Origin of the sequence: Butyrivibrio sp. FCS014 (assembly GCF_000526935.1) — a bacterium.
Lineage (GTDB): Bacteria > Bacillota > Clostridia > Lachnospirales > Lachnospiraceae > Butyrivibrio.
The window spans coordinates 153,437-177,768 of sequence record NZ_JAHA01000003.1; the positions used below are offsets into that span (position 1 = coordinate 153,437).

At 45.2% G+C, this 24,332-nt stretch carries 20 protein-coding genes; 14 read left to right on the forward strand and 6 right to left on the reverse strand.

What is annotated here, in order from left to right; all coding sequences use genetic code 11:
• Positions 1–16: 16 nt before the first annotated feature.
• The 7 genes from T456_RS0101085 to T456_RS0101115 are packed head-to-tail and all read left to right on the forward strand — an operon-like array spanning position 17 to position 9,053.
• Positions 17–1,216, forward strand: coding sequence for an aspartate aminotransferase family protein (locus T456_RS0101085; RefSeq protein WP_330369667.1), 1,200 nt, complete (start codon positions 17–19; stop codon positions 1,214–1,216).
• Positions 1,213–2,706: a sugar ABC transporter substrate-binding protein gene (locus T456_RS0101090; protein ID WP_024864507.1), complete on the forward strand. Its 1,494-nt coding sequence runs from the start codon at positions 1,213–1,215 to the stop codon at positions 2,704–2,706. The genes T456_RS0101085 and T456_RS0101090 overlap by 4 nt, the downstream gene beginning before the upstream one ends.
• A 60-nt stretch (positions 2,707–2,766) precedes the next feature.
• The gene (locus tag T456_RS18875) at positions 2,767–3,483 is read left to right on the forward strand and encodes a helix-hairpin-helix domain-containing protein (protein WP_051464942.1); all 717 of its coding nucleotides are present in this window, start codon (positions 2,767–2,769) and stop codon (positions 3,481–3,483) included.
• A gap of 22 nt (positions 3,484–3,505) precedes the next feature.
• The gene (locus tag T456_RS0101100) at positions 3,506–4,186 is read left to right on the forward strand and encodes a response regulator transcription factor (protein WP_024864509.1); all 681 of its coding nucleotides are present in this window, start codon (positions 3,506–3,508) and stop codon (positions 4,184–4,186) included.
• A 3-nt stretch (positions 4,187–4,189) separates the two neighbouring features.
• The gene (locus T456_RS0101105; protein ID WP_035800922.1) at positions 4,190–5,707 is read left to right on the forward strand and encodes a sensor histidine kinase; all 1,518 of its coding nucleotides are present in this window, start codon (positions 4,190–4,192) and stop codon (positions 5,705–5,707) included.
• 22 nt (positions 5,708–5,729) lie between these two features.
• Entirely contained in the window at positions 5,730–6,656 is a 927-nt protein-coding gene (locus tag T456_RS0101110) for a GerMN domain-containing protein (protein ID WP_024864511.1), read from the forward strand.
• A gap of 24 nt (positions 6,657–6,680) precedes the next feature.
• Entirely contained in the window at positions 6,681–9,053 is a 2,373-nt protein-coding gene (locus T456_RS0101115; protein ID WP_024864512.1) for a ComEC/Rec2 family competence protein, read from the forward strand.
• Positions 9,054–9,142: 89 nt separating this feature from the next.
• On the opposite strand, the gene T456_RS0101120 is transcribed toward T456_RS0101115, so the two are convergent.
• The 3 genes from T456_RS0101120 to T456_RS0101130 all read right to left on the reverse strand — a co-directional run bounded on the left by T456_RS0101120 (position 9,143) and on the right by T456_RS0101130 (position 12,903).
• A complete protein-coding gene (locus tag T456_RS0101120) occupies positions 9,143–11,182 on the reverse strand; it encodes a methyl-accepting chemotaxis protein (protein WP_024864513.1) in 2,040 nt (679 codons plus the stop codon).
• Between the two features lie 157 nt (positions 11,183–11,339).
• The gene (locus tag T456_RS0101125) at positions 11,340–12,335 is read right to left on the reverse strand and encodes a DUF4003 family protein (protein WP_024864514.1); all 996 of its coding nucleotides are present in this window, start codon (positions 12,333–12,335) and stop codon (positions 11,340–11,342) included.
• A 61-nt stretch (positions 12,336–12,396) separates the two neighbouring features.
• Entirely contained in the window at positions 12,397–12,903 is a 507-nt protein-coding gene (locus T456_RS0101130; protein ID WP_024864515.1) for a hypothetical protein, read from the reverse strand.
• A gap of 528 nt (positions 12,904–13,431) precedes the next feature.
• Here T456_RS0101130 and T456_RS18880 point away from each other — a divergent pair.
• Together T456_RS18880 and T456_RS0101145 are read left to right on the forward strand one after the other, a co-directional pair.
• Complete coding sequence (locus tag T456_RS18880) at positions 13,432–13,740, forward strand: helix-turn-helix domain-containing protein (RefSeq protein ID WP_024864517.1); 309 nt, start codon at positions 13,432–13,434, stop codon at positions 13,738–13,740.
• Between the two features lie 32 nt (positions 13,741–13,772).
• A complete protein-coding gene (locus T456_RS0101145) occupies positions 13,773–14,435 on the forward strand; it encodes an alpha/beta hydrolase-fold protein (RefSeq protein WP_024864518.1) in 663 nt (220 codons plus the stop codon).
• Here the strand turns inward: T456_RS0101145 and T456_RS0101150 are convergent.
• A complete protein-coding gene (locus T456_RS0101150; protein ID WP_024864519.1) occupies positions 14,430–16,838 on the reverse strand; it encodes a ribonucleoside triphosphate reductase in 2,409 nt (802 codons plus the stop codon). The genes T456_RS0101145 and T456_RS0101150 overlap by 6 nt on opposite strands.
• A 122-nt stretch (positions 16,839–16,960) precedes the next feature.
• Positions 16,961–17,650 carry an anaerobic ribonucleoside-triphosphate reductase activating protein gene (locus T456_RS0101155; protein ID WP_024864520.1) on the reverse strand — a complete coding sequence of 230 codons (690 nt, stop codon included), beginning with the start codon at positions 17,648–17,650 and terminating at the stop codon, positions 16,961–16,963.
• 97 nt (positions 17,651–17,747) lie between these two features.
• On the opposite strand from T456_RS0101155, the gene holA reads away from it, so the two are divergent.
• From holA to T456_RS0101175, 4 genes are all read left to right on the forward strand, one after another.
• Positions 17,748–18,773 (forward strand): DNA polymerase III subunit delta, encoded by a 1,026-nt coding sequence (holA, locus tag T456_RS0101160; protein WP_024864521.1) that lies wholly within the window; start codon positions 17,748–17,750, stop codon positions 18,771–18,773.
• 71 nt (positions 18,774–18,844) lie between these two features.
• Positions 18,845–19,435, forward strand: a complete 591-nt coding sequence (locus tag T456_RS0101165) for a DUF1653 domain-containing protein (RefSeq protein ID WP_024864522.1) — start codon at positions 18,845–18,847, stop codon at positions 19,433–19,435.
• Positions 19,436–19,469: 34 nt separating this feature from the next.
• Positions 19,470–20,495, forward strand: coding sequence for a glycosyltransferase family 2 protein (locus T456_RS0101170; RefSeq protein WP_024864523.1), 1,026 nt, complete (start codon positions 19,470–19,472; stop codon positions 20,493–20,495).
• 150 nt (positions 20,496–20,645) lie between these two features.
• Positions 20,646–21,353 (forward strand): serine/threonine protein phosphatase, encoded by a 708-nt coding sequence (locus T456_RS0101175; protein WP_024864524.1) that lies wholly within the window; start codon positions 20,646–20,648, stop codon positions 21,351–21,353.
• Positions 21,354–21,446: 93 nt separating this feature from the next.
• Here the strand turns inward: T456_RS0101175 and T456_RS0101180 are convergent, their stop codons facing one another.
• A complete protein-coding gene (locus T456_RS0101180) occupies positions 21,447–22,418 on the reverse strand; it encodes a diacylglycerol/lipid kinase family protein (protein WP_024864525.1) in 972 nt (323 codons plus the stop codon).
• 177 nt (positions 22,419–22,595) lie between these two features.
• On the opposite strand from T456_RS0101180, the gene glyA reads away from it, so the two are divergent.
• Positions 22,596–23,834 (forward strand): serine hydroxymethyltransferase, encoded by a 1,239-nt coding sequence (gene glyA / locus T456_RS0101185; RefSeq protein ID WP_024864526.1) that lies wholly within the window; start codon positions 22,596–22,598, stop codon positions 23,832–23,834.
• Positions 23,835–24,332: the final 498 nt, after the last annotated feature.

Consider the following 24,332-nt stretch of genomic DNA (forward strand, 5'->3'; position numbering starts at 1 on the left):
AATGGGAGAGAAAGCTATGAGCGAACAGATGAAGAAGTATATAGATGAAGCGGAGAAGGCTCTTTTGCACACCTACAATCGCTATCAGATTGTTCTGGATAAGGGCGAAGGCGTATATCTCTATGACATTGACGGTAAGAAGTATCTGGATTTTGTTTCCGGAATTGCTGTGTTTGCCCTTGGCTACGGCAACAGGAAATACAATGATGCCCTTAAAGGTCAGATTGACAAGCTTCTTCATACCTCCAATTATTACTACAACGTTCCTGCCATTGAGGCTGCAAAGAAGATCAAGGAAGTCTCGGGAATGGACAGGGTATTCTTTACAAACAGCGGAGCGGAGGCTGTAGAGGGGGCTCTTAAGGCTGCAAGAAAGTATGCTTATCTTAAGGATGGCAGAACGGATCACGAGATCATAGCCATGAATCACTCCTTCCACGGAAGGACCTTCGGCGCCCTTTCGGTTACGGGAAATCCCCACTACCGCGAGGCTTTTGAGCCCATGATAGGTAATATAAAGTTTGCGGACCTAAACGACCTTGACAGCGTCCTTTCTCTTGTGAATGAAAAGACCTGTGCCATTATCCTTGAGACTGTTCAGGGAGAGGGCGGTATTTTCCCTGCAGCAAAAGAGTTTCTTGAAGGGATCAGAAAGGTGTGCGATGAAAAGGACATCCTGATGATCCTTGACGAGATCCAGTGCGGCATGGGAAGAACAGGGTATATGTTTGCATGGCAGAAATACGGCATTAAGCCTGATATCATGACAACAGCCAAGGCGCTTGGCTGCGGAGTTCCTGTCGGAGCATTCCTTATGACCGAGAAAGTAGGGCAGAATTCACTGGTGGCCGGAGATCACGGGACCACCTACGGAGGCAATCCCTTTGCCTGTGCGGCCATCAATAAAGTCCTTGATTTATTTAAAGAGGACAATATAATAGAGAATGTGAATGCGGTGGCTCCCTATCTGGAGCAGCGTCTTGATGAACTTAAGGACAAATACGACTTCATTACAGACAGAAGAGGTGCAGGTTTAATGCAGGGTCTTGTCTTTGACAGACCTGTTGCGGAAGTGATCAACAAGGCTCTTGAAAAGGGACTTATCCTTATCAATGCCGGCACCAATATCATAAGGTTTGTGCCGCCGCTGGTTATAACGAAGGAGAATATTGATGACATGATCTCTATTTTGGATTCATGTCTGGAGTCTATATGAAGTTACGTATCAGGATTTTTTCAATAATACTGGCGCTTTGTGCTCTGGCGGGCACTTTTGTCTATGCCCGTTCTGACAGGAATATTTTTGAAGATTATTCACTATTTGGCAATAATAAGACTACAGTCAGGCTTTGGTACACGGATGATTCGCTTACTCCGTATCTGCAGAGCCGGGCTGTTGCCTACGCCGAGTCCAATGATGATGTTCGTATCGAACCTGTACTGGTCTCCGGTCTTGAATACCTGGAGGAGATCAACAGGGCATCTGTCGATATGGACAATTACCCGGATCTTTATATCATAACAAATGACTCTCTGGAGAAGGCCTATCTTGCAGGTCTTGCCATGGAGGTTGATGAGGACGGACAGTTTCTGACAGGAAGTATTTTCCCTGAAGCTGCCCTTAATTCCGTGACCTACGAGGGCAAGAAGATTGCTTATCCCTTCTACTTTGAGACAAGTTCACTGATCTACAACAAGACCTACCTTGAAAATATGGCTGTTGAGACCATGCAGTCCGAGATTGACACTGCGGAGGGCGAAGCGGCTCAGGCTGCGGCAGAAGAGGCATCAAGCGAGGGAGAGCTTGAGGATGCAGCTACTTCCGATGTCAGCACTGAGATCACTCAGGGCATGATCGATGAGGCGGTGGCTGAAAGCCTTCCCCTTACCATTTCCGATATCCTTAAGTTTGCCGAGAGCTACAACGCTCCTGAGCAGGTTGAAGCGGTGTTTGAGTGGGATGTTACCGATATCTTCTACAATTATTTCTTTGTTGGAAACTACATGAATGTTGGCGGAGATGCCGGCGATGATGTCAATCAGATAGATATTTACAATACCGATACCATCAGCTGCATGAAGATCTATCAGCAGCTCAACCAGTTCTTTGCTATAGACCCTGAATCCATTGATTATAATCAGGTGGTTCAGGACTTCATAAATGGCAAGGTAGTATTTACTGTGGCCACCACGGATATCATCAAGAAAATTGAGGATGCCCAGGCTGCAGGAGAGTGCGACTTTGAATTTGCGGTTGCGGATATGCCCGGTATCACAGCTGATTTTGGTTCAAGGACCATGTCGGTTACAGAGTGTCTTGTGGTAAACGGCCTCTCCGAGCATGGAAAAGAGGCAGCTGACGTTGCCAAATTCCTGTGCAGCGACACTTCAGGTGACCTGTTCAGGCATTCCGATAAAATAGCTGCAAGATACGGCGTAGAATACGGTGATCCCAACATTGTGACCTTTGTAAAGGTATATGCGGATTCGGTTCCCATGCCCAAGACCATCGAGACCAGTAATCTGTGGATGCAGCTTGAGATTGCCTTCACCAAGATCTGGAACGGTGAGGACTGTAATTCCACTTTAAGGCAGGTGTCTGAGAATATCATGACCCAGATCACCGGTGAGCCCTTCTCCGAGGAAACTCTTCCTGATCCCAGTAATGTAGACATTACTGCCGATCTTAATGAAGATAATGATTGAAATATTACAACAAATTTAATAAAATAGATTAGCATGGTGGGGTCCTCCATAGGAGGAAACATGCGAAAAAAGTTAATGGTTTTAATAGCGGTAGTTATGCTTATAATGCAGACAGGATGTACATCAGCAAGTACTGAAGTGGTACTTGAATCCGTTGCGGAAACATCTGCTTTTGAATCACCTCAGGAGATTTCAGCTCCTGCTGTGGATAAGAGTGATGGCTCTTTTCCCGGGGAAGAGAAAGAGGATGCAAGCGATGCTGCGGCGTCTGAATCCTTGAATACGCAGGTTGTGGTATATGTCTGCGGAGCGGTAAAAAGCGCCGGAGTTTATGAGCTGGAAGCCGGGTCGAGGCTTGATGATGCAGTGAAGGCTGCTGGCGGCTTTGGCGATGAGGCGGACAGGACCTATGTGAATCTGGCTGCCCCCTGTGAAGACGGGATCAAGCTGTATATTCCTACCGTGGCGGAAGTTGAAGAGATGATGGAAGGAAGCGGTAACGGCTCCTTATCCGGGACAGATGAGTCCGGAGGTATTTCCGGAGGATTTTCAGCCTTTGAGGGTAAAGCGGCAGCTGCGGACAACGGTCTTATCAACATCAATACCGCGACCAAAGAAGAACTTACCTCTTTGCCGGGAATCGGCGCGGGGTATGCCGACAGGATAATATCCTATCGCAGTGATAAGGGGGCCTTTAAGAGCATAGAAGATATCATGAAGGTTTCCGGTATCAAGGAAAAGCTTTTTTCCAAAATCAAAGATAAGATAACGGTTTGAATTATTTAGGAATGGTGAAGAAATGAGTAAGAGAGCGCTGGTTGTTGACGACGAGAGAGCAATTGTAAAGGGAATAAAGTTCAGCCTTGAACAGGATGATATCGTGGTCGACTGTGCCTATGACGGCAACGAAGCGCTGGAGATGGCCAGGAATAATGAGTATGATATCGTACTTCTGGATGTTATGCTTCCGGGACTGACGGGTTTTGAAGTATGTCAGCAGATAAGGGAGTTTTCCAACGTTCCCATTATCATGCTTACCGCCAAGGGCGATGACATGGACAAGATCCTTGGACTTGACTACGGCGCTGACGACTATATGACCAAGCCCTTTAACATTCTTGAGGTTAAGGCCAGGATCAAGGCGATCATGCGCAGGATGAGCAGGCCCGGAGATACAGAAAAGGTTATCAGCTACGGTGATCTTAAGCTCAACGAAGAGTACAGACGTGTCTTTGTGAAGGAGAGGGAGATCAATGTCACCAGCAGGGAGTATGAGCTTTTGGAGCTTCTTGCATCAACTCCCGGCAAGACCTACTCAAGGGAAGAGCTTCTTGAGACCATCTGGGGCAAGGATTATCCCGGTGATGAGAGAACCGTGGATGTTCACATCAGAAGGCTTCGTGAAAAACTTGAGACCAATCCCAGCGAGCCTCGTTATGTTAGGACCAAGTGGGGCAGCGGATACTATTTCCAGGCATAATTTATGAAAACAACCGGTAGTTTTGCTGATTTTTTCAGGCAACTTAAAATACGTGACGTACTAAAAAGTCTTAGAGTGCGATTCTTTGTCATAGTTTTCCTTACAGGATTGATTTCATGCCTTGTTATGCATGTTATCATCCTGGATAGCTATGAGGATCGTGCTGTCAATGTCAAATCGACGGAAGTCCAGACACAGCTCAGGATTCTGGCGAATCACCTTATTGTTTCCAATTATCTTCAGGATACTTCCTCCGAGGTCATAAACGCGGAGCTTGATATGCTGGCCAATCTTTATGACGGGCGAGTTATTGTCATTAACGATGACCTTAAGGTTGTAAAGGACACCTATAATATCAGTCAGGGGAAGACCATTATTTCTGAAGAGGTGGTCAGATGCTTAAAGACCGGGTCAAAGGGCTCTGTCTCCAAGTATGACTCTGCCAGCGGATATATCGAGGTCGTAACCCCCATCATTGAGTCGGAGCTTATCCAGGAAGAGGACGTATCCGTATCGGGGCAGAATGCTGAGGTTGTAAGGGGCGTTCTTCTTACCAGTGTTTCAACGGATACCATCGCCACAACTCTGGAGATCTTAAGTAACCGCGCCCAGGCTATTGAGGTTATCATCATCCTTTTCATTCTGATGTTTGCGGCCATTGTTTCCTATACACTGCTAAAGCCCTTCGGCAGGATCACCGCCGCCATTAACGATGTTAAGGCCGGCTATGCCGATGAGCCCATCACAGGCCCCAACTACCTTGAGACCGAGCAGATAATAAACGCCTTCAATGCGCTTCTTAAGCGAATGAAGGTTCTTGATGACTCCAGGCAGGAGTTTGTTTCAAACGTGTCCCATGAGCTTAAGACTCCCATAACTTCCATGAAGGTTCTTGCGGATTCTCTTCTGGCTCAGGAGGATGTGCCCAATGAGGTTTACAGAGAGTTCATGACCGACATAGGTGCGGAGATCGACAGAGAGGATAAGATCATCAACGATCTTCTTGCTCTTGTTAAGATGGACAAAAAAGCTTCCGGCCTTACCATTACATCAGTGGATGTGGTAAGCCTTACAGAGGTGGTGCTTAAGCGCCTTCGCCCCATTGCAAGAAAACACAATATTGAACTGACTCTGGAGAGCAAAAGAGCCATCACTGCTGAGATTGACGAGGTTAAGATATCACTTGTTATCATGAACCTTGTGGAGAATGCCATCAAGTATAACCGGGATGAGGGATGGGTCAGAGTTGAACTTGACGCGGATCATCAGTTTTTCTATGTGAAGGTTATGGATTCAGGCTACGGAATTCCCCCTGAGTCCCTGGATCACATTTACGAGAGATTTTACAGAGTTGACAAGTCAAGGTCCAGAGAGATCGGCGGAACAGGACTTGGACTTGCCATTGCAAGAAATGCTGTGATCATGCACAGAGGAACCATTGAGGCAACAAGTGTACCGGACGAGGGTACTACTTTTACTGTTAAGATACCGCTGACAAGCTCTGCGGCATCCGCGAAGTGATTAGGATATGAGACGATTTTTATTGAAACGTAAAAACATAATAGCGTCTGTGCTTGCCATGATCCTTGCCATGACATGTCTTACAGGCTGCAGCGTCGGAAGACCTTCGGCTGATGATGACTCTTTTAAGCTGTTCTATGTAAATAACAGCGAGACAGCAATTGTGGCGGTTGACTATGAGATAAAGAGCAGCAGTACGGACATTGAAGCCGTGATCGAGGAACTTTTGGAGCAGCTGGGAACCATGCCTGAGAGAATGCAGTACGAAGCGCCTCTTACAGGTGAGGTGAACCTTCTTGGCTATACCATTACCGACAAGCTCCTTTCCCTGAACTTTGATATCTCCTATCTGGAGATTGAGAGGACCATAGAGATCCTGGACAGGGCAGCCATTGTCAGGACCTTTACTCAGCTTCCCCAGATAGAATATGTCAACTTCCAGATTGAGGGCAATCCCCTTACGGACAAGTACGGGACCGTTATAGGCAATATGTCTGCGGATACCTTTATCTACAATATGGGTAACGAGATCAATACCTATGAGAAGATCGAGCTGAAGCTGTATTTTACCAACGAAACCGGAGATAAGCTGGTGCCTGTGTACAGATCCGTTGTCTATAACAGTAATATTTCCATGGAGAGACTGGCGGTGGAGCAGCTTATCAAGGGACCCAATTCCGATATCTGTTATCCCACTATTTCCAAGGATTCCAAGATCAACAGCGTCAGCGTCAAGGACGGAGTCTGCTATATCGATTTTGACCCATCCTTCCTGACAGAACCATACCAGGTCAGCGCTGAAGTTGCGCTTTATTCTATTGTTAATACCGTTACTGAGTTTTCTTACGTGAACAAGGTGGCTTTCTCCATCGGCGGAGAGGCATCCTTCACGTTTATGGACTATGCAGTATCCGGACCTTTTGAGAGAAATCTGGATATCATAGAGTAATATTTTTCTTAGGAGATCAAATCTTTGAAGCGGCCGTTATGCGTCTTTGCGCTTATCTTAACGGCGGCTGTCTTTCTCTATCTTGAACTGCTTTATCCTGATATTGCAGCCCGTTCTTATTGCCCCGCACCCGATGGCAGCTATACCGAGATCACAGGAAGAGTTTCGGGAAAAGAGCCGGTGAAGGGCTATGATGGTACAACGCAGGTTGCAGTCTATATTTCCGGCAATGATTCCATGTCAGTTCAGTGTTATCTTGATGGGAGTGATGCTCCGGCCATAGGCACCTTCGCCCGTATCGGGGGGAAGGTAAAGGAGTTTTCATCACCAACCAATCCCGGCGAGTTCGACAGCCGTCTCTATTACAATACCCTGAAAATTTCATACAGAATTACAGATGCCAGGGTCCTTGGCACCGGAGGAGAGGAAAACAGGTATAGGGAGGCTCTGTGGCGCCTTAAGGTTATCTTTGGGGATTCCTTGGATGACAACTTATCCCCTGAAGATGCAGGTATCATGAAAGCAATGCTGCTGGGAGATAAGAGCAGTCTTGACAGCGATGTGCAAAGCCGCTTCAAAGCTGCAGGGGTAGTCCATGTACTTTGTATAAGCGGAACCCATATCGCCCTTTTGGGAATGCTGCTATACAGGCTATTGAAGCGTATCGCAGATGTCATATACCTGTGCGGCAAAAGATTTGTGAAAAGAACTTTCTTCTTACATCTTGGAAGTGCTGTAGCCTGCATATTATCCGTGATGGCTATGTATTCCTACGGAGTTATGTGCGGAATGGGAAGCTCTGCCTTCAGGGCAATCCTGATGTTCAGCTTAAGACTGCTGGCTCCGGTGCTTGGAAGGACCTACGATATTCTTACTTCCCTGGCCCTTTCGGAGATTCTTTTGCTGCTGTATCAACCTCTGTATATCTACAACAGTGGCTTTCTCATGTCCTTTGGGGCAGTTGTTGGAATAGTTGTCATAAAGCCCTGTCTTACAGTCATGGGCCTGTCAAAAGGACAGGAGATGAGATTTGTGGATGATAAGAAGAGCAAAGGGATAAGCGGCGAAAAGGTGTCTGATTTTATTAAGGGAGGTGTTCTTACCTCAGTCTCCATCGGTATTGCGACCCTTCCTGTATACGGGCTGTATTACTATACTTATCCGCTGCATTCCATTATTCTGAACCTTCTTGTGATTCCGGTTCTGGGAGTGCTTCTGGCTCTTGGAGCGGGAGCAGTAATCATAAAACCCTTGGGACTTTTGGTGCACCTTATACTTTCAGGTTACAGTCTGATAAGTTCTTTTAGCGGGCTAAATGCTGCATTTACCTGGTATATGGGGCATCCCGCAAGGTGGCAGGCATTTACATACCTGTGCCTGATATGTCTCTTTGTAATAGTAACAAAAAGATATGGTGAATCCGACGCAGCACCTTCAAAGACTCCGGGCAAAAGCAGGACTATGGGCAACGGAAAGACTCCGGACACCCGAAGAAGGAGCTTTTTTATTCTCTTTCGAAGGGACATTATAAGATATGCCATTTTGCTGGCAGCAGTGGTGATCTTCTCCTTGAGATTCCATCCCGACCTCGAGGTGAATATGATCGACGTGGGGCAGGGAGATTCCATCCTGGTTTCAAGCAAAGGGCGGAATCTTTTGATAGACGGCGGCAGTACCTCAAAGAAAAACGTAGGTAAATACCGTATCATTCCGTTTCTTAAATATAAGGGAATAGGAAAGCTTGACGCTGTGGCTGTAACACATGAGGATGAAGACCATATAAGCGGAATTCTTGATATCATGGACGACATGGAGATGGGCGGAATCAGGATAAAGAAGTTGTTACTTCCGGAAGTGGCGGAAATTACCAGAGGAGAGAATTATCATATCCTGGAACAAAGAGCGGTAAAACTTGGGATTCCAATCCTATATATAAACAGCGGAGAGGGATTCAACATTGGAGAGGCGGATCTCACCTGTCTTAATCCTGCCCGGAACAAGTCATTTTCCGGAGCCAATGAATACTCAATGGTTCTTCATCTTCGCTGCGGGGAGTTTACGGCTCTTTTCACCGGAGATGTGGAAGGAGAGGGGCAGGAGTATCTGCGGGATGCCATAAAAAATAATCTGCCTCTTTACGCAGATGTTGATCTTCTCAAGGTCGCTCACCATGGTTCGCAGTACACAACGGACTGCGAATTCCTCGGACTTGTACGTCCCGGGATTGCACTTATAAGCTGCGGTAAAAACAATTCCTATGGTCATCCACATGAAGAACTGCTGGATAGGCTTAATCAGGCCGGATCTATGGTATACAGGACCGACAAAACGGGCTGCATCACAGTGAAGCTTAATGGAAAGGCATTGAGGGTCAGAGGATTTATAAGTCAAAGGTAGGGCAGGGCTTATAAGGATAAAAAAGGCCTCCCAAAGACATACATCTTTGAGAGACCTTAAATTTATCATTGCTTTTACGATTAGCGGTCTTATTCGCCTATCTTGAAGAACTTGATGTTCTCACTGATCTGGTCTGCGGAATTTGCAACAGATCCCGCAGCTTCCGATACTTCACGGCTGGAATCGGCAACTTTTCTGGAGCTCTGTGTAAGACGATTTACAGTCTCGGTGATCTCCTGGGTAGAAGCAGACTGCTCCTCGGAAACGGAAGCCATGTTGGTGGCAACGTCGTTTACGCTGTTCATCTTGTCAGCCATTTCGATAAGGGTCTTGTTTGCTTCATTAAGGTCATTGGAGATCTGCATGAAGGTATCGGCGGCTGCATTTATGGACTCTGCGCTGCTGTTGATAAGATTGGTGTTGGTCTCTGACTTGGTGGCAAGATCTCGAACCTTCTCAACCATTCCCTCGATTATCTCAGCAATCTGCTTGGTGGCGTCGGAACTGTTATTGGCCAGCTGGCCGATCTCTGTAGCAACTACAGCAAAGCCCTTGCCGGCTTCACCTGCTCTTGCAGCCTCGATGGAAGCATTAAGGGACAGGAGATTGGTCTGGCTGGCGATACTGTTGATCATATCCACGATCTGATTGATCTGATTAGCTGCATCGTCCACGGACTGTACGGCTTCGTTCATATCGTTCATGGATGCAACGATATTGCTCATCTCGCTGCTTACAGCGCTCATGTCTTTCTGGCCTGTAGCTGCCTTATCAACAAGAACTGACATACTGCTTTCAATATTCTGCTCGGCATCTGTGAGCTCGGATACTGTCTGGGCCAGTGATGTGGCATTCTCCGCAACCTCAGCTACTGCACTGGACATGCTCTCCATGTTATCAAGGATCTGCTCCATTGACTGGGACTGCTCATCAGCTTCCTGACTCAGGAGTTCTGAAGTATCTCTTGATCTTGAAGAGTCTTCTTCCAGCTGACGGGTAGCATTTTGAATATCCTTGATTGTGCCACGCATGTTTCCGATGAATCCGTTCATGGAACTGTTCATGAAGGCTATTTCATCATCGCCGGAGTTATTGATATCATTGGTGAAATCACCGTTAGCGATATTCTCGATATTGTCAGTAAGGTCTTTTATAGGCCTTCTGATAAGTTTTCCAACCAGAAGAGCAAATACTGCAGCCAGTACAATAAGAAGGACAACTACAATGATGGCAAGGACTATGATCATGTAGGTAATGGACTTAAGAACGGAAGCGGAGTTGGCATAATCAACAACCTTCCAGTTTGTCCCGCTTACAGTCTGCATAACAGCATAGTAGGTGCCGTCGTTTCCTTTGATCTTCTGTACTTCACCGTCCTGGCCGGAAGTGACCATTCCGTATATGGAAGTAAGAAGCTTATCATTTGCTACATCGGCTACATTCTGGCCGCAGACATCAGCTACGGGATAGCTAAGAATAAGGCCTTCATCAGTGAGCATCATGGCATGTCCGGTCTCATAAATGGAAATGCCGTTGAGATATTCCTGAGCTGCAGCCATGAAAAGATCCGAAGCGATAACGCCTTCACGGCCGTCCGGAAGATGAAGATGCCTTACCACGGTAGCACACAGCTCGCCGGTGTCACTGTCAAAGTAGGGTACATCATAGTAATAATAAAACTTATTGTCATAACCGATTCCCTGCTTGTACCATGCGGATTCACGGGTATCCTTTCCGGGATCCCATCCCGAAGGATCGATATATGCACCATCATTTAAGGTAAGATATGTACCGGTGGGGATTATGTCATATCTTCCAAGAGATGTTGCCATGTATTCCCTGATCTCTTCGTCATTATTAAATTTGACTGTTTCAATGGTGTCACCGACACCGTTGAGGTAATAGAATATGGAATTCAGCTGCTTATTGATCTGACCCGCATCAGAATTTACCTGCTGTTCAAGAGAGGTATAAAGAAGGTTTCTGATAACGGAGCTTATAAAGGTGGCCAGAACAGCAAGCATCACTGCAACACCTACTGCAAATAATGGAATAATAAACTTTATAAGTTTGGTACTGAGCTTTTTGATCTTCTTGGGATTGGTGTTCATTGTTGTTTCAGAGCTCATAAATTGTCCTCCTGATAAACGAATAAAAGATCACAACCGTATTATAATTGTATCATTTTAGCTATATTACGTTTATAAAAATACAATAAAAAAACAAGGAACGAAAGAGCATGCTTTCGTTCCCTGTCATATATCTGATTATTATAAGTGTTGAGACTCAGGTAGATGAGCTGCTGGCAGCATTTGAAGCGGTTATCACAGTAAGAGCGATCATCAGAGCAATCTGCTGTGCGATAACCGATGCAATGGTTCCACTTATAACCGAGGCATTCATGGATGTATCCTCAGGGGCATATACACCGGCTGCAAGCAGGGCTGCGAACATATGTCTAAGGCTCTTGCCCATTGTGATATTGCCGAATCCTTTTCTTGTCTTGAGATAGTCGGAAGCTTCGGCGATGTCGCTGACAAGGGTGGCTGTGTCCACATTAAGGTTTACCAGAGCACCAAGAGATGCCAGCTCGTATTCCTTACCATACTTGACCTTTGAAGCTTTCAAAGCATCGTAGATCTCTATGGCTTTTTCACATTTGCTTTCAACGCTTCCTTTGCTCAGAGCGATGATCTGTGCAAGAGAATGAACTGAGTTACTGTGGAACGGGAACTTGTCCTTGAGAATCTTATATCCTGTATCTACTTCATCGACTATGTCATCGACGCTTCTGTCTGTAAGAGCAAGAAGTGCAACAAATGAAGTATCGGAACTGTCAGTAAGGAAAGGATGATCTTTCTTCATTGCAGAAAGGATCTCCCGGGTTTTACGGGCAACATCCTCTGCCTTATCAAGGTTTCCTGTATCGACAATGCTAAGGGCTGCAAGAGCCATGTGCTCAGAGGTGAAGATCTTTCCGCTTCTTAAGACTTTATAGATGTCGATCACATCCTTGATGTAACTTTCGGGATCTTCTGCAAGTGCCATCTTGGATATTACAAGGAGCTCAGCATAGCTTCTGAAATCAGAAAAGATTCCCTGGTGCTTTTTAAGTATCTTGCGGCATTCCTTCATGCGTGCAGGGTCTGCATTTTTGCCTGCTCCGGTGAAGACGGTAGCAGCAACGATCCTCATAAGATCCCGCTCCCAGAAGAAACCTTTTTTGACAGCATCCCTGTTGTCGGCCAACAGTTCACATTTTGTTCGTAATACGTCATTCATGTTCATTTCCCCTTTCTTTTTCCATACTTGCCAACAATTATATCAACAATAAAAAGACCTCTCAAGAGGAGAGGTCCCTAACAACGATAGATCTTGGAACGCCTTTTTGGGGGCTTTCCATGTGGACGGTAAATCCGTAGATGCCGTCAGAGAACAGGAAAGTGTGAGTTCCGTCTTTTTCACTAAGGACGGTTACTTCGGCCCTGCAGATGTTTATCTGGGGGAATGTGATCTTTGAGATGACATCCCTTGAAACCATCATTGCGGTTTCGGCCATCATTCTCTCTCTGGATTTGCTTTTTTTCATAGATGCATCGCCTGTTTCCACTGTCTGCTCCTCATCTTTATTTGAGGATGCGGGCAGTTCCATAAAATAGAGCTTAAGGCTCTCGATGCACAGGGATCTGCAGATTACAGAGGAGAAGAGATCAGATACCGCAAGGAAGAGAGCATATTCATACTGGAACTGCCTTGTTAAGGGGTTTTTATAGTTCCTGTCGAACTGTGAAGTGCCGGGGATCTCTACCTCGCTATAGGTTTTGATAGTTACTTTTTTTACTTTGTTCATGGCTTTTGTCTCCTTTTTTTAATGAATTTTGTAGTTTTCAAGGTCCAAAAACCGCAATTAAAAAGACTGATATTGCGGTAGAGAAGGGCATGGTTATCCCGCGCTCTCTCTTTATTAACCTTCTATATCAGTCTTTTTTATTTGCCCCACCGGGCTTGTATGTATTCATTTTACCAAATTGCATCCCGGGAGCAATAAACCGTGGGTTTATTTTCAGCTGCGCAAAAATGGTGTATAGTATACAAGCACCAAAAATATAAATCTTATAAAATCCAAAAAGCCGCCGATAAATTAAGCGGCGGTAATTTTACAAAGATGCCGGATAAGAACTTCTATTTGGCGATTCCGGACCTTTATAGATTTTCATTATTGCTGCATAATTGTTTCACTAAGAGCGACACAGCACATTCTAAAAATAATAAATAGCCTTGCATCCTTTAGAGGCAGAGGTGCCAAATGCCGGCGGCAGAGGATGCTGTAACTGAAACCTAAACCATCAAACAGCTTACACTAAGGAGGCAAAATCTTATGACCAACTATTTCTCAATAAGACTGGACACCAAGGCTACAGGAGCCAAGATCAAGCAGCTTCGGACAGAGAATCACATAAAGGTATCAGAACTGGCAGAGATGCTCAGCAGTTCTGAAAATGCCATCTTCAAGTGGCAAAGGGGAGACAGCGTTCCCACAATAGACAACTTAATAGTACTGAGTGTGATCTTTAACACACCGATAGATGAGATAATTCAGAGAGAAGAAGAGGCCCTTGAGCCTCTTCTTCCCTTTTGCGGTAAAATACCTGAAGATGAAAATGCACCTATGGTTGTGATACTATAACGGTAGAAAATTCAGACAGGAGATTATCTAATATGAGAATACAGTATTACGGAAATCCCAATTCAGATACAGTGATCATTCAGCCTGCAGACATCAGGGATGATTCGCCGGAAAGTGAGCTTGCGCTCATAAAAGAGAATACGGGAAAAGACATACTGATAGCAGCGGTCTTTGTGGATGACTGGAACAATGATCTGTCGCCCTGGGAAGCCCCGGCTGTGTTCGGAAATGAGAATTTTGGCTGCGGCGCCGCAGGAACCCTGGATTATATCATTAATGATGTGCTCCCTGAAATTATGTCTCCTGGCAAAAAAGATAGCGATGAAAGAAAAGCCGCAACAAAAAAGCTCTACCTGGGTGGATATTCCCTGGCAGGGCTGTTTAGTCTGTGGGCCGCATATAACACGGATAAATTTGACGGGATAGCCGCAGTATCACCATCTGTCTGGTTCCCCGGATTTATGGAATATGTGGAAGGAAACAAGATCCTGACCCCAAAGGTGTATCTTAGCATAGGCGATAAAGAAGAAAAAGTCAGAAGCAGTGTGATTTCCAAGGTAGGAGACAACCTCAGGGAAATCCACAGGCTTCTGACATCTTTGAACATTGAAACTACGCTTGAATATAATCCCGGTAATCATTTTAGAGACCCGGATATCCGGGTCTCTAAAGGATTTTCTTACTTGATATTATGATACATGAATATTCTCAATCCATGACTTGATGTCTGATACTCCCAGCAGCTTCTCGTAACCTTCTCCTGAAGGAACAACAAGGGTAGGAGCCTGCATGATACCGTATTTCTCCACAAGATCGGGATTTTCGTTGGCATCAAGAGTCTTGTAGATAACGCCGGCCTTGTCCAGGAGAGATCCTGCAATCTTGCAGTTAGGACAGGTCTGAGTCTTGAACAGCATAACTGTATTGGTAGTAAGGTTAGCTGCATTCTCTTTGGAATCTGAGTTCGACTTCTTAACAGACGCCTCTACAAAATCAACTTTCCTTGGGCCTTGGTGGGTAAGCTTGGAGTGGCCGATGTTGTAAACGCGGCGATCCTTGTACTCCTGAGCCTTTCCGTCATTCCAGTTTGCAACAGGGCGGTAGTAGCCGGTGATTCGGCTGTAAACCTCTGTCTTTGCTCCGCAGTGAGGACAAACGGTCTGCTCACCTGCAAGGTATCCGTGCTCCTTACATACTGAGTATGTAGGTGACATTGTGTAGTAAGGAAGCTTGTAGTTCTCTGCAATCTTTCTAACAAGGGTAGCGGCTGCCTTCCAGTCGGGAAGCTTCTCTCCAAGGAATGCATGGAATACTGTTCCTGATGTATAAAGTGTCTGCAGCTCATCCTGAATATCAAGTGCTGAGAATATATCCTCAGTAAATCCTACAGGAAGATGAGATGAGTTGGTGTAGTAAGGTGTACCGTTCATGTTTGCAGTGATGATATCGGGATAGAGCTCCTTGTCATGCTTAGCAAAGCGATATGTGGTAGACTCTGCAGGTGTTGCCTCAAGGTTGTAAAGATCTCCGTCATATTTCTCCTGATAATCGGAGAGACGCTCTCTCATGTGATTGAGAACTGCCTTTGAGAATTCCTGAGTCCTCTCATCTGTCATATCAGCTCCGAGCCACTTTGCATTAAGGCCAACCTCGTTCATGCCGATAAGGCCGATGGTTGAGAAGTGGTTTGAGAAGGTTCCCAGGTATCTCTTGGTATAAGGGTAAAGTCCCTGATCAAGGAGTCTTGTGATAACCTGTCTCTTGGTATGAAGACTTCTTGCAGCAACATCCATAAGGTGATCAAGTCTCTTGTAGAAGTCAGCCTCATCGGATGCCAGGTATGCGATCCTGGGCATATTGATGGTAACAACACCGATAGATCCTGTTGACTCGCCGGAACCGAAGAATCCGCCGGATTTCTTGCGGAGCTCTCTGAGGTCGAGACGAAGTCTGCAGCACATGGAACGAACATCTGAAGGCTCCATGTCGGAGTTGATATAATTTGAGAAATAAGGTGTGCCGTACTTGGCGGTCATTTCGAAGAGGAGCTTGTTGTTCTCGGTCTCGCTCCAATCAAAATCACGTGTTATTGAATAAGTAGGGATAGGATACTGGAATCCACGTCCGTTGGCATCGCCTTCGATCATGGTCTCAAGGAATGCCTTGTTGACCATATCCATTTCCTTCTGGCAATCGCCATAAGTGAAGTCAAGTTCCTTGCCTCCAACTATTGCGTTGAGGTTCTTAAGGTCAGCGGGTACAGTCCAGTCTAAGGTGATGTTTGAGAAAGGCGCCTGAGTTCCCCATCTTGAAGGAGTGTTTACGCCGTAAACAAAGGACTGAACACACTGCTTAACTTCCTTATAGGAAAGGTTGTCAACCTTAACAAAAGGTGCAAGATATGTATCAAAGGATGAGAATGCCTGAGCACCGGCCCATTCATTCTGCATGATTCCAAGGAAGTTGACCATCTGATTTGCAAGTGTTGACAGATGGTTGGCGGGAGATGAAGTTATCTTGCCGGGAACACCGCCAAGACCTTCCTGGATCAGCTGCTTAAGACTCCAGCCAGCGCAGTAGCCTGTGAGCATGGAAAGGTCATGAATATGGATTGCGGCTGATCTGTGGGCGTTTGCTATCTCTTCGTCATAAACTTCTGAGAGCCAGTAGTTAGCTGTGATGGCTCCTGAATTGGACAGGATAAGTCCGCCAACAGAGTAGGTTACTGTAGAGTTCTCTTTAACTCTCCAGTCGTTGATCTTAAGATAATCGTCAACAAGGTCCTTGTAGTTAAGAAGGGCAGAGTTGACGTTACGAACCTTCTCACGCTGCTTACGATAAAGAATATATGCCTTTGAAACATCAGAGTAGCCGGATTCGGAAAGCACCTTCTCTACGCTGTCCTGGATCTCCTCTACGGTGATCTTGCCATCTTTTACCTTAGCCTCGAAATCTGAAGCTACCCTCAGAGCGATAAGGTCGATGACGCTTGAGTGATAATCTTTCTCAAGGGCAACGAAAGCTTTGGTTATAGCTGCAGAGATCTTGGAAATATTAAACTCCGCAATTGTTCCGTCTCTTTTTACTACCTGATACATAATAATCCCCCTACAAATGATGTTGTGGCTATTTTCGATAGATAAACCATATCATAATTGTTAATCTGTGTCAATATATTGATAAACGAAAAAACATAAACACAATATATTGTGGTTTGATGTCAAATTCCCCGGATCTTCGCAGAAGGCACATATTCTCTGACAGTCTCCAGGAAAAGAGCCATCTCTTCCTCGGAAGGACTCGAAAGAGCCTTGTCAGGTACGGTATCCCGCTCCACAAACTGCTGAAGATAGTATGCTTTGGCGCCTTGTATCCATTTGCCAATCTCAACAAAACTTTCCTTATTATGGAGCTCTTTTACCACGGTAGTGCGGAACTCGTAGTCGGGAGCGCTATTCATGATGATACGGACGCTTTCTTTGATATTGTCAATATTAAGGTTTGAAACTCCCGATGTGACACTATATCTTGTGGGAGAATTCTTTATGTCCATGGCAACATAATCCGCAAGCCCTCTTTCAAGAAGCTGCGAAAGCCGCTCCGGGTGGCATCCGTTGGTATCCAGCTTGATGAGATAACCCATTTTACGTATCTTTTCCATAAAGACATCGATGTCCGGCCGCATCAGAGGCTCACCTCCGGTTATCGCTACACCGTCAAGCAGTCCCTGCCTCTTTTTCAGGAAGAAAAAAAGCTCCTCCTCGTCCATTACAGGCTGCGCGGTGCCGTCCACCAGCTCAAAATTGTGGCAGTAGGGGCACCTTAGATCGCACCCCGCAAGAAACACCGTGCAGGCCACATGTTCAGGGTAATCCAAAAGGGTCATTTTCTGTAAACCATGAATCAACATATTGTTTCTCCTTAACTAAAATCATAGGGAATATGCGCCTATCTAGTATATCAAAAAAAGCCATATCGTGATAACATAGAAAACGAGGTGTTGAAAAATGGCAGCCAAAACTTCGGACTTTAATGTCAAACAAAGACAATTGAATGAAGATATTACCAGCGGCAATTTTAAGCCCTGTTACCTATTATATGGAGAAGAGGCGTACCTTCGTTTCCAGAATCGCGACAAGCTCCTTAAGGCCCTGTCCTGCGATGCAAGTTCCATGAACTTCAACAGATACAAGGGCAAGGATATAGTCCCCGGAGAAGTGATAGACATGGCAGAGACCATGCCGTTTCTTGCGGAGAAGAGAGTGATCCTTATTGAGGACAGCGGCTTTTTCAAGGAGGGATGCCCTGAACTTGCAGAGTATCTCAAGTCTCCGGCAGATACGGTGATCTTTATTTTTGTGGAGCAGGAGCTGGATAAGCGCAAGGATATGTTCAAGGCGGTTTCCAAGCTTGGATTTGAGATGGAATGTGAGATCCAGACCGAGGATACCCTCTACAGATGGATAAAGAGCAGATGCGCAAACGAGGGAAAAGAGATATCGCCAAGAGCCCAGGCCCTTCTTGTGGAGCGGGTCGGTACCGACATGTCAAACATAGCAACTGAAATTGAAAAGCTTGTGTGCTATTGTATCGACAGGCCTTCCATTACAGAAGACGATATTGAGGCTGTCTGCGCCCATTACCTTACCAGCAGGATATTTGCCATGACCGATGCCATATCCGAGAGGAATCAGAGAAAGGCTATCGAGCTCTATTACGATATGCTGGCGCTGAAGGAACCGCCGGCCAAGATACTGGCCATGATTACCAGGCAGTTCAACATTATGTACCAGGTCAAGGAACTTAATGACAGGGGCGTTGACAGATCCACCATTGCAAGTGCAGCCAAGATCCAGCCCTTCTTTGTACAGAAGTATCTCAATTGGGCAAGAGGCTACAGCTTCAAAGAACTTAAGGATACCCTGGAGCTGTGTGCTTCCCAGGACGAAGCCGTTAAGACCGGCAGGCTGGACTATGTTATCGCAGTTGAAATGGTGATAGTCAAATGCAGCAGAGCAAACAAGGCAGGTTGACATTGAAATAACAGATTCTTTATCTTATAATATGCAGATGTGTGACCGACGGTCACAGAGAGGGGAAAACAGTGGAAAGACCAAGACCGCAGGAAATCTACAGACATTTTAAGGGCAATCTTTATCAGATCGTGACCATAGCCATCCATTCCGAGACAAGAGAAGAGATGGTGGTGTATCAGGCGCTGTATCCGGATTTCAAGACCTATGTAAGGCCTCTTGATATGTTCATGTCAGAGGTAGACAGGAACAAGTATCCGTCAGCAAGACAGAAGATGCGCTTTGAGAAGGTTACAGACCTTGAGCCCGCACCGGCACCTGAATTTAAGAGCACGCCTGCACCTGAATTTAAAAGCGAGGAGCCTTCATCTGAAAATGAGTCTGTAAGGACCGGCGATGTCATGAGCAAGAGCCTGGACGAGGAAGCCAAGGATCTTAACCTTGATCCGTTGGTGATCCAGTTCATGGATGCGGATCTTGCCGCTGAGAAGCTTGATATTCTGGCAAGACTCAGGCCCACAATAACAAATGATATGATTGATATCATGGCTTTGTCTGTGGGAGTGGTTGTCAATGAAGGGGATGTTTACGACAGGTATGTGGACCTTCGAAACTGCCTTTCGGCAATCGAGAAGTTTGAGAGCAAGAGATTAAGGGATTAATGAAAAAGGATTAAGGAATTAAGGAGTCGGAATTATGAAATTACTGTCAATTGCAGTTCCCTGCTACAACTCGCAGGACTACATGTCAAAGTGTATCGATTCATTGCTTGTGGGCGGTGAAGAGGTTGAGATCCTCATTGTAGATGACGGTTCCAAGGACAGAACCGCAGAGATCGCAGATGAGTACCAGGCCAAGTACCCTACAATCTGCAGAGCGATCCACAAACCCAACGGCGGACACGGTTCAGCTGTAAACGCCGGTATCGAGAATGCATCAGGTCTCTTCTTCAAAGTAGTGGACTCTGATGACTGGGTAAAAGAGATAGCTTACAGAAAGATCCTCAGCACACTGGCAGAGCTTGCCGGCGGAGACAGACAGCTGGATCTTCTTATCAGTAACTTTGTATATAACAAGGTGGGAGAGAAGCGCCACAAGGTTATGCGCTACAACACCATGTTCCCCATCGAGCAGATGTTTACCTGGAAGGATGTTAAGAGGACTCCCAAGGGACATTATCTTCTTATGCATTCCGCTATTTACAGGACCAAGCTCCTTAGACAGTGCGGACTTAAGCTTCCTGAGCATACCTTCTACGTTGACAATATCTATGTTTTTAACCCGCTTCCTTTTGTTAAGAACATGTATTACCTGGATGTAAACTTCTATTATTACTACATCGGAAGAGAAGACCAGTCCGTAAATCAGAAGATCATGCTCTCCAGGATCGATCAGCAGATCAGGGTAAACAAGCTGATGGTTGATTACTACGTAGAGAACATCGGAATGATCAGAAGCCGCAAGGAACTCAACAAGTACATGTTCAATTACCTTGAGATCATTACCGCCATTTCCTCAGTCCTTCTTATAACTGAGGATACAAAGGAGAACCTCGCCAAGAGACAGGAGCTCTTAAATTACATCAGGGAAAAGAGTGTTCCGCTGTACCTCAAGATCAGATACAGTATCGAGGGTAACTACATTTATCTTCCCGGTAAGGGCGGCAGAAAGATAACTCTTGCAGGCTATAAGCTTCTGCAGAGAATATTCCATTTCAACTGATATTATTGTAATTTTACATGAAGAATTTACGTTTAACAGAGATATTATGTTAATTTTGAACATTTACACTAAAAGATAAAGTGCTAAAATAATCTTTAAAATGTAGATGTAAACTAGTTTATTTTACTTGAACGTTTTTTGAGGAGTATTATGAAAAAGAAATATGAAATGTGGACGGGGAGAACTGTCGACAGAGAGCTGGGCAGAGATCTTTTCAGACTCGCGCTGCCTATTCTCTTTTACGCACCGTTTTATCTTATCTGGTTCGTATACATAGAGAAGCACACCTTTGCGCACTACTCCATCATCCATACAGCTGTTGATGACATGATCCCCTTCGTTGAGGCTTTTGTCATCCCCTATTATATGTGGTTTGCTTATGTTTCGGTTGTCCTTTTGTTCTTTATGTTCTCGCTGGATGTTGAGGACTACTACAAGAATTTTATTTTCCTGGCAACCGGAATGACAATTTTCCTTATAGTATCAACACTGTTTCCCAATATGCATCAGCTTCGTCCCATGGTTATGCCAAGAGACAACGTGTTTACACAGCTGGTGGGAGTGATCTACAGAACTGATACATCATCAAATCTCTGGCCCAGCATTCATGTTTATAACTCCATTGGGACCATGATCGCTATCCATCACAGCAAGAGATTTGGTAAAGTCGGGAAGATTGTAGGAGACGTTATAGGAATCTCCATTATCCTTTCCACACTGTTTATCAAACAGCACTCAGTATATGATGTTATAACAGCCTTCATCATGGCCATCATTTTCTATCTGCTGTTTTACCACACATCTCTTCTTGAGAGCTTCTGCACAAAGCAGGAGGAGAGAGTGGCAGTGAGAGCTTAACCCACAGGTACATAATTAAAGCGCACAGGCTTTTGGCCGGTGCGCTTTTTGCATGCTCAATGGGACGTAATTTCTGATTTGGAAAAAGAGTCATCAGATCATTAAATGCAGCTTTTGCCTGAGACATTCCAGGGTGATGTTGTCTGACTTTACGGAAACCTCTCCGTCGGTGTGGACCCAAAGAGGCTCGGCGGTCTTAATGGTCACTTTCCTTGCGGTGTAGTGATAAACACCCTTGAATCTGTAGTGCTTGCCAAAGTATGCAAAGGGAAGGGCCCTGAACATGGCAGGCTTGGTCATGTTTCCGATAACACACAGATCAAAGAGACCGTCGGTAAGATCCGCGGTGGGAGTCATGTTAAAGCCACCACCCTCGTAGTGATGTATCATGGTGGCAACAAAGAGGAAGTGATCAAGATGAACTGTGGTGCCGCAATCAAGTTCAATATCACATGGTATCTTTTTGGCCCCAAGAAGCTGCCTGATAGCGATACTTCCATAGGTTAGTTTTCCAAGGCCGAGTTTATTGAAAAAGTTCTTGGTTCCCGAGCTTAATGCTTCTTCACATACTGCTGCATCAAAGCCAATACCGGAACTTACATCAAATATTCTGACATCGGATACATTCTCTTCGTGAAGTCTTGAGTAGGTATCAGACATGCTGTTGTAGGTAAGGCGGCCCAGGTCCAGGGATCTTAGCTCTTTTCCCTCAACAATTCTGTCTACAAGTTCCTGAGGATCCTTGGGAAGATCCAGATCTCTTGAAAAATCGTTGCTGGATCCAATGGGAATATATCCAACAAGCACCTTATCAAAGTCATCTATTCCGTTTATGGCTTCGTTGAGGGTTCCGTCTCCTCCAAGAACAACTATCTTAAGAGGAAGATCCGAGGGTTCACTTTCTGCGGAAGTGATCTGATGGGCCAGCTCGGTGGCGTGCCCCGGTCCCTTTGTAAATGCAGCTCGAAATTCCAGTCCCCTGTCTTTAAAGCTCTTTTCCAGCTTTTTCCATATTTCTTTTCCCTTGCCCGATCGGGCCGAAGGATTGACTATACAGTAATACATATATGAAACTCCCTTGTTAATTTGTGATTTTATTCTCTAGAATTGTATCACAAAAATGGATACTTATTTTTAAATTTTACGGGTAGAATTTTGCCGGATTGTGTGATACGATAAGCAGGATGTTTGTACTTTAACGCATTAAACTGTAAAAAGATAATATTTCGGGAGGAAAAGGGAATGTATTCATTGGAAGAAGTCAGAAAAGTTGACCCTGAGATTGCCGCTCTTATAGAGGAAGAGCTGGCACGTCAGAACGATCACATCGAGCTGATCGCATCGGAGAACTGGACCAGCAAGGCTGTTATGGCTGCTATGGGCAGTCCTCTTACCAACAAGTACGCTGAGGGTCTTCCGGGGAAAAGATACTACGGCGGATGTTACGTTGTTGATAAGGTAGAGAACATCGCCCGTGACAGAGCCAAGGAGCTGTTTCACTGCGATTACGCCAACGTTCAGCCTCATTCAGGTGCACAGGCCAACCTGGCAGTTCAGTTTGCACTTCTTAAGCCCGGTGACACAGTAATGGGTATGGACCTTAGCCAGGGCGGTCACCTTTCACACGGAAGCAGTGCCAATATTTCAGGAACCTATTACAACGTCATTTCCTACGGCGTTGATGATAACGGAATCATTGACTACGATAATATGTACAAGATGGCAGTAGAGCACAAGCCCAAGCTCATCATTGCAGGTGCTTCCGCTTACTGCAGAATAATCGACTTCAAGAAGTTCAGAGAAGCAGCTGATGCCTGCGGCGCAGTTCTCATGGTAGATATAGCTCATATCGCAGGACTTGTTGCCACAGGACTTCATCCCAGTCCCTTCCCTTATGCGGATGTTGTGACCACCACGACACATAAGACCTTAAGAGGACCCAGAGGAGGACTTATCCTCTGGAATCAGGAGGCTCAGGACAAGTACAAGTTCAACAAGGCTGTATTCCCCGGAATCCAGGGCGGCCCTCTTGAGCATGTTGTTGCAGCCAAGGCTATCTGCTTTAAAGAAGCTCTTTCTCCCGAATTTAAGACATATGCCCAGAACGTTGTGGACAATGCAAAGGCTCTTTGCAACGGCCTGATGAGCCGCGGTATCAAGATCGTTTCCGGCGGCACAGACAATCACCTTATGCTGGTAGATCTTACAAACTTCGGCCTTACCGGCAAGGAAGTTGAGGCATGGCTTGATGATGCTCATATCACAGCCAACAAGAACACAATTCCCAACGAGCAGCAGTCACCCTTTGTTACCAGCGGAATCCGTCTTGGAACTCCTGCAGTTACCACAAGGGGCATGAATACTGAGGATATGGACAAGATCGCCGAAGCTATCTCAATTGTTATCAAGAACAAGGGAGAGAAGAACGACGAGGCAAGAGCAATTATTAAAGAACTGACAGACAAATATCCTCTGGACTGATGGTCAGAAAATAAAGTGTGTCTGAATTGAAAATATTACAAAACGCGTAATAAATAGAATCCTATAATATGTCGGGTGAATGTGCTGAATTGTATAAAAAGAATATACAATTCAAATAAATAACAGAAAATGGCACAATTCACCCGACATATTCTAAATAATTAAAAGAATTTCTGAAAATGTATTGACAAATCATGACCGGCTGATATAATAAAATCATCAAAAGGAACTTATAAGTTATCCAAAAAAATACTTCTCCACGATAATATAGATGACGAACGGAAATCGGGGAGAAAGAAAGGCAGGTACACTCCAAAGGGATAGATAGTTAAAATATTCAAGGAAAGGATGGTACACTCCACCAAATTATTAAGCGAGTAATATAGATCATAAGAAGTAAGAAGTACAAGAAATAGAACGACAGCACTTCAAGTACATGAATAGGTGGTTCGGGCAATACTAAATATATTGCAACCACAGCATATGAATGCAAAGGTT

Coding starts and splice junctions, on each gene's coding strand:
- T456_RS0101145 (WP_024864518.1), top strand. CDS start 13,773: ATGAGAATACAGTATTACGGAAATCCCAATTCAGATACAGTGATCATT.
- T456_RS0101170 (WP_024864523.1), top strand. CDS start 19,470: ATGAAATTACTGTCAATTGCAGTTCCCTGCTACAACTCGCAGGACTAC.
- holA (WP_024864521.1), top strand. CDS start 17,748: ATGGCAGCCAAAACTTCGGACTTTAATGTCAAACAAAGACAATTGAAT.
- T456_RS0101085 (WP_330369667.1), top strand. CDS start 17: ATGAGCGAACAGATGAAGAAGTATATAGATGAAGCGGAGAAGGCTCTT.
- T456_RS0101100 (WP_024864509.1), top strand. CDS start 3,506: ATGAGTAAGAGAGCGCTGGTTGTTGACGACGAGAGAGCAATTGTAAAG.
- T456_RS0101125 (WP_024864514.1), bottom strand. CDS start 12,335: ATGAATGACGTATTACGAACAAAATGTGAACTGTTGGCCGACAACAGG.
- T456_RS0101180 (WP_024864525.1), bottom strand. CDS start 22,418: ATGTATTACTGTATAGTCAATCCTTCGGCCCGATCGGGCAAGGGAAAA.
- T456_RS0101120 (WP_024864513.1), bottom strand. CDS start 11,182: ATGAGCTCTGAAACAACAATGAACACCAATCCCAAGAAGATCAAAAAG.
- T456_RS18880 (WP_024864517.1), top strand. CDS start 13,432: ATGACCAACTATTTCTCAATAAGACTGGACACCAAGGCTACAGGAGCC.
- T456_RS0101130 (WP_024864515.1), bottom strand. CDS start 12,903: ATGAACAAAGTAAAAAAAGTAACTATCAAAACCTATAGCGAGGTAGAG.
- T456_RS0101155 (WP_024864520.1), bottom strand. CDS start 17,650: ATGTTGATTCATGGTTTACAGAAAATGACCCTTTTGGATTACCCTGAA.
- T456_RS0101175 (WP_024864524.1), top strand. CDS start 20,646: ATGAAAAAGAAATATGAAATGTGGACGGGGAGAACTGTCGACAGAGAG.
- T456_RS0101105 (WP_035800922.1), top strand. CDS start 4,190: ATGAAAACAACCGGTAGTTTTGCTGATTTTTTCAGGCAACTTAAAATA.
- glyA (WP_024864526.1), top strand. CDS start 22,596: ATGTATTCATTGGAAGAAGTCAGAAAAGTTGACCCTGAGATTGCCGCT.
- T456_RS18875 (WP_051464942.1), top strand. CDS start 2,767: ATGCGAAAAAAGTTAATGGTTTTAATAGCGGTAGTTATGCTTATAATG.
- T456_RS0101090 (WP_024864507.1), top strand. CDS start 1,213: ATGAAGTTACGTATCAGGATTTTTTCAATAATACTGGCGCTTTGTGCT.
- T456_RS0101150 (WP_024864519.1), bottom strand. CDS start 16,838: ATGTATCAGGTAGTAAAAAGAGACGGAACAATTGCGGAGTTTAATATT.